Source organism: Streptomyces triticirhizae (genome assembly GCF_003696235.1).
Lineage (GTDB): Bacteria > Actinomycetota > Actinomycetes > Streptomycetales > Streptomycetaceae > Streptomyces > Streptomyces triticirhizae.
The window spans coordinates 1-10665 of record NZ_RFFJ01000200.1 but is presented as its reverse complement, the minus strand read 5'-3'; the positions used below and the strand labels follow the sequence as shown (position 1 = coordinate 10665).

At 74.5% G+C, this 10665-nt stretch carries 8 protein-coding genes; 3 read left to right on the top strand and 5 right to left on the bottom strand.

The features are described 5' to 3' along the window. Positions 1-417 precede the first annotated feature (417 nt). Positions 418-1431, bottom strand: a complete 1014-nt coding sequence (gmd, locus tag EBN88_RS25090) for a GDP-mannose 4,6-dehydratase (protein ID WP_122399339.1) — start codon at positions 1429-1431, stop codon at positions 418-420. Between the two features lie 95 nt (positions 1432-1526). On the opposite strand from gmd, the gene EBN88_RS25085 reads away from it, so the two are divergent. Then, entirely contained in the window at positions 1527-2468 is a 942-nt protein-coding gene (locus EBN88_RS25085) for a GDP-L-fucose synthase family protein (protein WP_122399338.1), read from the top strand. Positions 2469-2541: 73 nt separating this feature from the next. Here the strand turns inward: EBN88_RS25085 and EBN88_RS25080 are convergent, their stop codons facing one another. The 4 genes from EBN88_RS25080 to EBN88_RS25065 form a co-directional block, all read right to left on the bottom strand. Continuing rightward, positions 2542-3918 (bottom strand): exopolysaccharide biosynthesis polyprenyl glycosylphosphotransferase, encoded by a 1377-nt coding sequence (locus tag EBN88_RS25080; protein WP_233580930.1) that lies wholly within the window; start codon positions 3916-3918, stop codon positions 2542-2544. A gap of 536 nt (positions 3919-4454) precedes the next feature. Then, on the bottom strand, positions 4455-5318 hold the full coding sequence (locus EBN88_RS25075) for a heme ABC transporter ATP-binding protein (protein WP_233580928.1): 864 nt from the start codon (positions 5316-5318) through the stop codon (positions 4455-4457). Next, positions 5315-6340, bottom strand: a complete 1026-nt coding sequence (locus EBN88_RS25070; protein WP_233580933.1) for a FecCD family ABC transporter permease — start codon at positions 6338-6340, stop codon at positions 5315-5317. The genes EBN88_RS25075 and EBN88_RS25070 overlap by 4 nt, the downstream gene beginning before the upstream one ends. A gap of 143 nt (positions 6341-6483) precedes the next feature. Continuing rightward, complete coding sequence (locus tag EBN88_RS25065; RefSeq protein ID WP_122399334.1) at positions 6484-7518, bottom strand: heme/hemin ABC transporter substrate-binding protein; 1035 nt, start codon at positions 7516-7518, stop codon at positions 6484-6486. 145 nt (positions 7519-7663) lie between these two features. Between EBN88_RS25065 and EBN88_RS25060 the strand changes: the two genes are divergently transcribed. Both EBN88_RS25060 and EBN88_RS25055 read left to right on the top strand, forming a co-directional pair. Next, positions 7664-9274, top strand: a complete 1611-nt coding sequence (locus EBN88_RS25060) for an HtaA domain-containing protein (RefSeq protein WP_122399333.1) — start codon at positions 7664-7666, stop codon at positions 9272-9274. Then, the coding region (locus EBN88_RS25055; RefSeq protein ID WP_122399332.1) for an HtaA domain-containing protein at positions 9271-10665 on the top strand (1395 nt) is incomplete at its 3' end. The genes EBN88_RS25060 and EBN88_RS25055, both read left to right, overlap by 4 nt.

Here is a 10665-nt window from a genome sequence, read left to right as displayed (position 1 = left end):
CGCCGCCTGGCGTGCCGCGCCGCGCCGCCCCTGCCCCGCGCGCCGCGCGTCGTGCGCGCGAACCACGCCAGGCGCGAGGGCCGCGAACGACTCGTCAGCCGCGTCCACACTCCCCTGAGCCTCATGGTCCCTCCCCTTCGACGGCCGTGCCCACAGCCCTGTCCATCCGATGGCCCCCATACTCCTTCACGGCACTGACACCCGGCATCCCCACAGCTGACGCACCGTGGGGCTGGACCGCCGAAAAGGGGCGCACGTTGTCGGCGCACGGTGGTGAAACCGGCGCACAACTCCCGCCCACCCATCGGACGCGCGCCCCACCGGATCGGCTCCCGCCGCAACCTCCGGGCGCGTCGCGGCCGTTGAGCCCGTCAAGGCCGTTGGCGCCGTCGGCGCCGTTGGCCATGCGTCGGCGCCTCATCTGTCGATGCGCACGGTGGCGCCGCTCAACTCGGCGTCCAGCGCCTCGCGGTCGGCCGCCACCATCAGCTCGGCCAGCTCCCGCCAGTGCGTGCGCGGCCGCCAGCCCAGCAGCCGCTCGGCCTTCGCCGGGTCGCCGACCAGCGCGTCCACCTCGCTGGGCCGCTCATACTTGGGGTCGAAGCGGACATACCGCTCCCACTCCAGCCCGCCGGCGGCGAACGCGGCCTGGAGGAAGTCGCGGACGGTCGCCGGAACGCCCGTCGCCACCACGTAGTCGTCGGGCTCGTCGCGCTGGAGCATCAGCCACATCGCCTCGACGTACTCCGGCGCGTAGCCCCAGTCCCGGACCGCGTCCAGGTTCCCCAGGTAGAGCCGGTCCTGGAGGCCGGCGCCGATCCGGGCCACGGCGCGGGTGATCTTGCGGGTGACGAAGGTCTCGCCCCGGCGCGGCGACTCGTGGTTGAAGAGGATGCCGTTGACCGCGAACATCCCGTACGCCTCGCGGTAGTTGACGGTCGACCAGTAGCCGTAGACCTTGGCGCAGCCGTAGGGGCTGCGCGGATGGAACGGCGTGTCCTCGTTCTGCGGCGGCGGCGTGGAGCCGAACATCTCCGAGGAGGACGCCTGGTAGATCCGGGTGTCCACGCCGCTGGCCCGGATCGCCTCCAGCAGCCTGAGGGTGCCGAGGCCGGTGGTGTCGGCGGTGTAGAGCGGGGTGTCGAAGGAGACCCGCACATGCGACTGGGCGCCCAGGTTGTAGACCTCGTCGGGCTCCGTCTCGCGCAGCAGGTTGACCAGCGCGACGCCGTCGCTGAGGTCCGCGTGGTGCAACACCAGGGTGCGCTCGGGATGTTGCGGGCCCTGGTAGATGTGGTCGATCCGCTCGGTGTTGAACGAGGAGGAACGGCGCAACAACCCGTGCACGGTGTACCCCTTGGCCAGCAGCAGCTCGGCCAGGTACGAGCCGTCCTGCCCGGTGATTCCGCTGATCAGCGCGGTCTTGCCCATCGAACTTCTCCCTTGTGATGCCGAATGGCCGGTGGGCCGTTCACGTACCGTGCTCCCTCGGCGGCTGTCAGTGGCGCCTGGCACAATCCGGTTCCATGACGACGCTGTTGCCGCCGAACGCGCGGATCTTCGTGGCCGGGCACCGAGGGCTCGCCGGCTCCGCCATCGCGGCGGAGCTGGCCGGGGCGGGCCACGAGGTGATCACCCGCCCCAGGGAGCGGCTGGACCTGCGGGACGCGGAGGCCACCGGGGCCTTCCTGCGCCAGGTGCGCCCGGACGCCGTGGTGTTGGCCGCCGCCCGGGTCGGCGGGATCATGGCCAACGCCGGCCAGCCCGTGCCCTTCCTTGAGGACAACCTCCGCATCCAGCTGAGCGTGATCGCCGGTGCGCACGCCGCCGACGTGGACCGGCTGCTCTTCCTCGGCTCCTCCTGCATCTACCCGCGCGAGGCGCCGCAGCCGATCCCGGAGGAGGCGCTGCTGACCGGCCCGTTGGAGCCCACCAACGAGCCCTACGCCCTGGCCAAGATCGCCGGGATATCCCAGGTCCGGTCCTACCGGCGGCAGTTCGGCCGCTCGTACATCGCGGCCATGCCGACCAACCTCTACGGCCCGAGGGACAACTTCGACCCGGAGACCGCCCATGTGCTGCCCGCGCTGATCCGCCGGTTCGACGAGGCGCGCCGGGAGGGCCGCGCCGAGGTGACGCTGTGGGGCAGCGGCCGGCCGCGCCGCGAGTTCCTGCACAGCGCGGACCTGGCGCGGGCCTGTCGGCTGCTGTTGGAGTCCTACGACGGCGAGTTGGCGCTGAACGTGGGCTGCGGCGAGGACCTGTCGATCGCCGAGCTGGCCGACCGGATCGCCTCGGTCGTCGGGTACGAGGGGCGGATCGCCTGGGACACCGGCCGGCCGGACGGCACCCCGCGCAAGCTGCTGGACATATCCCGGCTGCGCGCGCTGGGCTTCGCGCCCTCGATACCGCTGCCCGAGGGGCTGGCCGACACCCACGCCTGGTGGCGCGCCCAGCTCTCGGGCTGAGGAGCCTCGCGGTGCGCGTCCCCGGGGCGCGAGCGCACGCCCCAGGGGTGAACGTTTCGTCATCGGCCGGCCGTCACCAGGCGCCCCGGCCGCTGACCACCGCGCGCACGGTCCTGGCGAGCACGTCCAGGTCGCCGGTGAGCGTCCAGTTGTCGGCGTAGGCGAGGTCGAGCGCCAGGCCCTCGTCCCAGGACAGCTCGGACCGGCCGCTCACCTGCCAGGGCCCGGTCAGCCCAGGGCGCACGCTCAGCCGGCGCAGCTCGACCGTGCCATAGCGGGCCACCTCGTCCGGCAGCGGCGGGCGGGGCCCCACCAGGGCCATCTCGCCGCGCACCACGTTGACCAGCTGGGGGAGTTCGTCGAGCGAGGTGCGGCGCAGCAGCCGGCCGACCCGGGTGATCCTCGGGTCCCGGCGGATCTTGAACAGCGGCGTGGCGCAGTGCTCGTTGACCGCCTCCAGGGCCGGCCGGTGGCGGTCGGCGTCGGGCACCATGGTGCGGAACTTCCACAGGGTGAACGGCGTTCCCCGGTGCCCGATGCGGGTCTGTCGGTAGAGCACCGGGCCCGGGGAGTCCAGCCGCACGGCCAGCGCCAGCGCGGCGAACAGCGGGGCGAGCACCACCAGGGCCAGCGCCGCGACGATCCGGTCGGTGGCCGCCTTCCACAGCAACGGAGCGCCCCGGCGGGGCGGCGGGGCGACATGGAGGAGGTTGAGGCCGGCGGCGCTGGCCACCGTGACGCGGTGCCTGGCCACCTCGGTCAGCCCCGAGGTCACGCAGAGCGCGAGCCCCGCGTCCTGCACCGACCAGCACAGCCGCCGCAGCCGGTCGCCGCCCAGCCTGGTCCCCGGCACCAGGAGCACCAGGTCGGCGCTCTGCCGGCGGGCGGCGGCGAGCACCCCCGAGCCGTCGGTGCCGGCCGGGATCAGGTCGGGCACCTCAGGGCAGTGGGCCGGCGGCTCGACCGGCAGCCGGGACAACGGCGGGACGCCGCTGGTGAGTTCGCCGGGGCCCAACAGCACGGCGCCGACGGTGACATAGGCGTGGTCGGTGCCGGCCGCCAGCCGCGCGGTGACCGCGTCCACGGCGTCGGGCTCGCCCACCACCAGCACCCGGCGCACCGCCTCGGCGCGGTGGCGCCGCTGGGTGAGGTGCCGGTGCAGCGCGGCGGCGGTCAAACCGGTCACCAGCGGCGCCGGGAGCAGCGCGAGGGCGGCGGCCGACACCTCGGAGCCCTCCCCGAGGACGGCCCGCAGCCCGGCCAACAGGCCCAGCAACAGCAGCCAGTCGTGCGCTGAGGCCAGCAGCCCCCGGCTCTCGCCCAGCCGCCCGGGCCGATAGCGGCCGTGCGCGGCCCGTAACGCCAGCCACCCGGCGGTGGCCACCGCCGCCGCGGCCAACGGCCGGGGCTGGTCGGTCAGGTGATAGACGAGCAGCACCGGGGCCAGCACGCCGGCGGCGTCGGCGGCGACGGCCGCCGGCGCGTACCACCGTGCCTCATCCGGCCGCCCGGCCGGCCACCGGCCGGTGACCTGCGGTCTTCGGACACTTCCGGAGCGTGAGACGTCTGGATGGCGCATATCCCCCCCCGAGTGGTGAACGCGAGTGACGCCGAGCGAACCGACACGACGGACCTGAAACGACGGACCTGAAACGACCGAACCAGCGAACGAAGCGAAGTGAAGTGAACGGAGACGAACGGGACGGCCGGCGGCGCGCCACCCCGCGCGACGCCCCAACGGTGGCTAACAACGGCGAACGACTCACAACAGCAACCAACAACGGACCGCCACAAGCGGAAGGCGCGTCCTCATCTCCCCGTGAGTGCGCGCCCTTGCCGCTGAAAAGGCTAGGGCATCAGACGACCGTTTGCCCGCCGTTCGCGACAACTTTCCGCCGCCGCACGCGCGCCTCGCGCGCCGTTCACCCACCGGCGCGCCCTTCACGTGCCGGCGCCCCGTTCACCCACGGCGCGCTCGGCCGGGTCTCAGGCGCCGGCGCCCGAGGCCGCCTCGCGCGCCGGGCGCTCGGGCACGATCAGCGGCGCCTCGGTGTCCGGGTCGAGCAGCACCCGCACCGGATGACCGTAGACCTCGCTCAACAGCCCCTCGGTGAACACCTCTTCGGGCGCCCCCAGCGCCGCCACCCGCCCCCGGTGCAGCACCGCGGCCCGGTCGGCCCAGGCGGCGGCGAGCCCCAGGTCGTGCAGGACCACCACCACGCCCCGCCCCGCCTCAGCCCGCTCCCGGCAGATCCGCATCACCTGCTCCTGGTGGCGCAGGTCCAGCGCGGCGGTCGGCTCGTCGAGCAGCAGCAGCCCGGTGCGCTGGGCCAACACCCGGGCCAGGGCCACCCGGGCCCGCTCCCCGCCGGAGAGCGCGCTGAACGGCCGGTCGGCGAAGGCCACCACGTCCGTCGCCGCCATCGCCTCGGCGACCGCCGCCTCGTCCTCGTCCTCGGCCGCCGTGCCCGCCCACGGCGCCCGCCCCATCCGCACCACCTCGGTCACCGTGAACGGAAACGACAGCGTCGAGGACTGCGGCAACACCGCCCGGCGCACCGCCAGTTCGCGTGCGCCCCAGTCGGCCGCCGGGCGCCCGTCCACCAGCAGCCCGCCCTCGGCCGACGCCAGGTCGGCGGCCAGCGCCGCCAACAGGGTCGACTTCCCGGCCCCGTTGGGCCCCACCAGCGTCAACACCTCGCCGGCGCGCACCGCGAGGTCCACCCCGTCCAGCACCCGCCGCCCGCCGAGCCGCACCGCGAGCCCCGCCGCCTCGGCCAGCACCGCGCCCGGCGCGGGCGGGGGCGGCGGCTCCACCGTCCTGGCCCGAAGCCCCTGGAACCTGATCACGCCCAACCTCCCTGCCGCCGACGGGTCCTGCGCAGCAGCCAGAAGAAGAACGGGCTCCCGATCAGCGCGGTCAGCACCCCCAGCGGCAGCTCCGCCGGCTGCGCCGCCGTCCGCGCCACCAGATCGGCCGAAACCAGCACCAGCGCGCCGCCCAGCGCGCTGCCCGGCAACAGGAACCGGTGCCCCGGCCCCGCCGCCATCCGCAGCAGATGCGGCACCAACAGCCCCACGAAGGTGATGATTCCGGCCATCGCCACCGCCGAGGCGGTCAGCAGCGCGGTCACCAGGATCAGCACCACCCGCAGCCGTTCCACGTCAACGCCCAGGTGCCGGGCGGGGCGTTCGCCCAGCGCCAGCAGGTCGAGCCGGCGCGCGTACCAGGGCGCGATCAGCAGCCCGGCCAGCGCGCAGGGCAGCACGGCCAGCACCTTGGGCCAGGTGGCCTGGGAGAGCGAACCCAGCTGCCAGAAGGTGATCCCGGTGATCTGCGCGTTGTCGGCGAAGAAGACGCACAGCCCGATCAGGGCGCCGGCGAAGGCGTTCACCGCGATCCCGGTCAGGATCAACGTGACCACTTCCGTGCGGCCGTCCGATCGGGAAAGGACATAGACCAACAACACCGTGGCCAGGCCGGCCACGAACGCAAAGACGGTGACCGTCCAGTTGCCCAGGAAGTCCAGCCCGAACGCGATCGCCGCGACCGCGCCCACCGCAGCGCCCGAGGAGATCCCGATCACCCCGGGCTCGGCCAGCGGATTGCCGAACACGCCCTGCATCAACGCCCCGGCGCAGCCCAGCGCCGCGCCCACCAGCACCGCCAACACCACGCGCGGCAGCCGGGCGTCCCACAGCACGCTCTCCCCGACCCGGTCCAGCGGTTCGCCGCCCAGACCCGCCCGGTGCAGCACGGAGTTGATCACATCGCCCAGCGGAATGTCGTAGGCGCCGGTGGCGACCGAGACCAGCGCCACCAGCACCAGCGCCGCCACGAGTCCCAGCGTCAGCAGCGCGATCCGCCCCAGGCCCGGCCCGCGCGGGCCGCGTTCCTCCTCCGCCGACGCCGGTGCCGGCTCCGACGGGCGGGCGTCCGACGCGGGGTCCGGGGACTCCCACGCCGCGTCAGGCCCCTGCGGCTCCGCGCCCCGCCCCGCCGTGGTGGGCGCGGTCACGCGGCCGGCTCCTCGGTGTGGATCTGCTCGGCCAACGAGGCCAACACCTGGTCGGTGCGCGGCCCGTAGTTGAGCAGCACGCCGTCGTCGACGCTGGCCACCCGGCGGTTCATCCCGGCCGGCGTCTGGGCGATGCCGGGGATCTCGACGAGCCCGTCGACGCCGCCCACCGACTCCAGTCCCTTGGTCATGACCAGGATCACGTCCGGCGCGGCGGCGGCCAGCGCCTCGCTGGTGATCGGCGTGAAGTCGCCGTCCAGCCCGGACTCCGAGCCCGCGTCGACGCCGCCCGCCGCCTCGATCAGGGAGACCGCGCCAGACTCGGCGCCGCCCAGCAGATAGACCGAGGCGCTGCCCCGCAGATAGAGGAACGCCACCCGGGGTCGGTCCCCGTCCGTCGGCAGCTCGGCGCGCACCGCGTCGAGTCGCTCGGTGGTGCGCGCCGTGAGCGCCTGCCCGGCCTCCGGCACGCCCAGCGTCTCGGCGACGGCGGCGATCCGCCGTTCGATGTCATCGAGTTCGAGCGCGGGGTCCAGGACCACCAGGGGCACCCCGGCCGCCCGGATCTGGTCGATGGCCTCGTCGGGTCCGGTGGTGGTCTCCGCCAGTACCAGGTCGGGCCGCATCGAGAGCACCCCCTCGGCCGAGACGTCGTGGCCCCTGGTCACCACCGGCAGGTCGGCGGCCTGTTCGAACGTGGCCGAGACGTCCCTGGCCACCACCCGGTCGCCCAGGCCCAGGCTGAAGACCAGCTCGGAGAGCGAACCGGAGAGGGGCACCACCTTCTCCGCCGAGGTCACCGTCACCTCCTCGCCGTCGGCCGAGGTGACGGTCGTCGGCAGGGTCGGCTCGGGCGCCGGCCCCTCCAACGGCTCGACCCGGTCGGCGGGTTCGGCGGCGGCCGGCGCGGTGCCGTCGTCCGCGCCCCCGCCCGAGGAGTCGCCGCAGCCCGTCACCAGCAGGGCGAGGGCCAGCGGGAGGGCCAGGGCGGCGGTCAGCCTGGCGAGCGGTCGTCCGGAGCGAGAGGCCACCGCGCTTCCACCTTTCTGGTGTGCTCTCAGGGGAGTTACCCGATCGAACTCCCGGGTGGGCGGCGAGGGGTACCCCCCGGGCCCGGGCTAGCTTAGGTTAGCCTAACCTGGCTTACCGAACCCGGGTGCCGTGGGAGGACCTTCGATGCTGCCCAGAGTGCTGTGCCCAGCGCCGTCCCCGGCGCTGTCCCGACGCCGGACCGGCGCCGCGCCGACGTCCCTCGCCGCCGTGCTGGCCCTGGCGGTGGCGCTGGCCCTGGTCGTCCTGTGCGCGCCGCTGGCCGCCGGCACGGCGCACGCCTCCGGGAGCGAACGGCACCCCGCACGGCATCCGGAGAGCCGCTCCGCCGCCGAACGGCCCGTCGCCGGCGGCCGGTTGGACTGGGGCATCAAGGCGTCCTTCCAGACCTATGTCACCGGGCCCATCGCCAACGGCAGCTGGAGCCTGTCCGGCGGCGCGGCCACCGTGGGCGAGAACCAGTTCCGCTTCCACTCCGCCAGCGGCGGCTACGACCCCGACACCGGGGCGCTCAACGCGAGTTACCAGGGCGGCGTCCACTTCGTGGGCCACCAGAAGGACGACGGCAGCTATGAACTCGACCTCACCATCAGCAACCCGTCACTGTCGATATCGGGCCGGACGGGCACCCTCCACGCGGACATGCGCTCCAAGGAACGCGGCACGGGCCGCGTCACCGAGAGCAGTCAGGTGCCGCTGGCCTCGGTGGACCTGACCGGGATCGACCTGACCGGCGGCACCCAGATCGCCGTCACCGGCGCCCCCACCACCCTCACCGAGCAGGGCGCGACCGCGTTCGCCGGCTATTACCAGGCCGGAGACCCGCTCGACCCGCTCTCCTTCACCGCCGACAGCCAGGACCCGGCCGAAGCCGAGCCCGAGGCCGAGCCAGGGGAGGAGGCCGAGGAGGAGCCGGCCCCCGAGGAAACGGAGGAGGACTCCGGCACCGGTGAGACCGAACTCGTCGACGCCGCCGTGGACTGGGGCGTGCGCCGCACCTTCCGCGAGTACGTCACCGGGCCCATCGCCGAGGGCTCCTGGGAGCTGAGCGACGGCGCGCAGGACGGCGGAGCGCTCTTCCGTTTCCCGCTCGCCGAGGGCACCGTCGACCCCGAAGCCGGCACGGCCGAGGCCGAGTTCGGAGGCGCCGTCCGGTTCACCGGCAACGACCTGGACCTCACCCTCGGCGCGGTCCGCGTCACCGTCGCCGACGGCACCGGCACCCTCGCCGCCGACGTCACGCGGGAGGGCGAGGAGGCCGCCAGAGACCAGCCGCTGGTCACCTTCCTCGCCGAGGAACTCGTCCCCGAGGACGGCCTGGTGCTGCTCTCCGAGGTCCCCGCCGAGCTGACCGAGGAGGGCGCGGCGGCCTTCGCCGGGCTCTACTCCGAGGGCACAGCGATGGACCCGTTGACCCTGGCCCTCGCCGTCACCGAGGACGCCGAACTGCCGCCGCTGCCCGACCTCGGCGCCGAGCCGACCGCCCCGGCCGAGCCGGCGGCCGACCCCGAGCCGACCGCCGAACCCCAGGCCGGCGAGGCCGACGGCGGCGGCGACAACACCCCCACGCTCATCGCGACCGGCGCGGGCGCCCTGCTGGTGCTCGCCGCCGCCGCGTACCTCTTCAGGCGCCGCAACCGCGGCGCCGCCCCCACAGCCGACCCCGCCGACCCCCCGGCCAACTCCGCCGAGGAACCGGCGACTTCCCGCCACGACGAGGAGACACCCCGCCCATGAGCACGACCACCAGAACCCGCCCCGCCCGCGCGGCGCGCGCCGGCGCCTCGCTGCTGACCGTCGCCTGCGCCACGGTGCTGAGCGTCACCGCGTTCGCCGGCCCGGCCACGGCCGACGACGCCGCGCCGGCCCAGGTCATCGAGCTGGTCGACGGCCAGCTCGACTGGGGCGTCAAGGAGTCCTTCCGCCGCTACATCACCGGCCCGATCGCCGGCGGCTCGGCCGAGGTCGCCGACGGCGCCGAGGCCACCGAGAACGGCTACCGCTTCACCGGCGGCAGCGGCGCCTACGACCTGGCCACCCACGGCGTGGACTCGGCCTTCGACGGCAGCGTCCACTTCACCGGCCACCACGGCGAGTTGGACCTCAAGCTGGCCGACCTGAAGGTCGTCACCGAGGGCACGCAGGGCCACATCCTCGCCGACGTCACCATCGCCGGCGAGACGACCGACGACGTCGAGTTCGCGGCCCTCGACCTCACCGGCGTCGCCCCCGGCCAGGGCGAGGGCGGCGCGCTGGTCTTCGCCGACATCCCGGCCACGCTGACGGCCGACGGCGCCACCGCGTTCGAGTACAACGGCACCCCGATGTACTCCGAGGGCACCGAACTGGACCCGGCCACCCTCACGGTCACCCCCGGGAGCGGCGGCACCGACCCCGGAACCGACCCGGGCACCGACCCCGGCTCCGGTGACCCCGGAACGGACCCCGGCTCCGGTGACCCCGGCGACCCCGGTGACGCCGTGGCCGGCGAGGTGGTCGACGGGCGGCTCGACTGGGGCGTCAAGGAGTCCTTCCGCCAGTACGTCACCGGGCCCATCGCCAACGGCGAGGTCGAACTCTCCGACGGCGCCACCGAGGTGACCGGCGGCTACCGCTTCCCCGACGCCACCGGCGCGCTCGACACCGAGGCCGGCACGCTGGTCAGCGACTTCGCCGGCGGCGTCCGCTTCACCGGCCACGAGGGCGCGCTCGACCTGCGGTTCAGCGAGCTGAGCGTGGAGATCGACGGCACCGAGGCCGCGCTGGTGGCCGACGTCTCCTCCAAGGACCGGGAGACCGGCGACGTCGCCGAGTACGACGACATCACCGTCGCCGAACTCGACGTCCCCGCCGACGCGTTGAACCCCGAGGACGACGTGCTCGCCCTTGAGGGCGTGCCGGCGACCCTGACCGCCGACGGCGCCCAGGCGTTCGGCGGGTTCTACGAGGCCGGCGAGGAACTCGACCCGGTCTCCGTGGTGTTGGCGCTCAGCGACGACGCGCGGCTGCCGGACGGCGACGGGGGTGCCTCCGGCGGCGACGACACCGGCGGCGCCAACGGCGGGCTCGGCCCGCAGGGCGGCGCCAACGGCGGCGCGCTGGCCGCGACGGGCGCGGGCGGCGAGCAG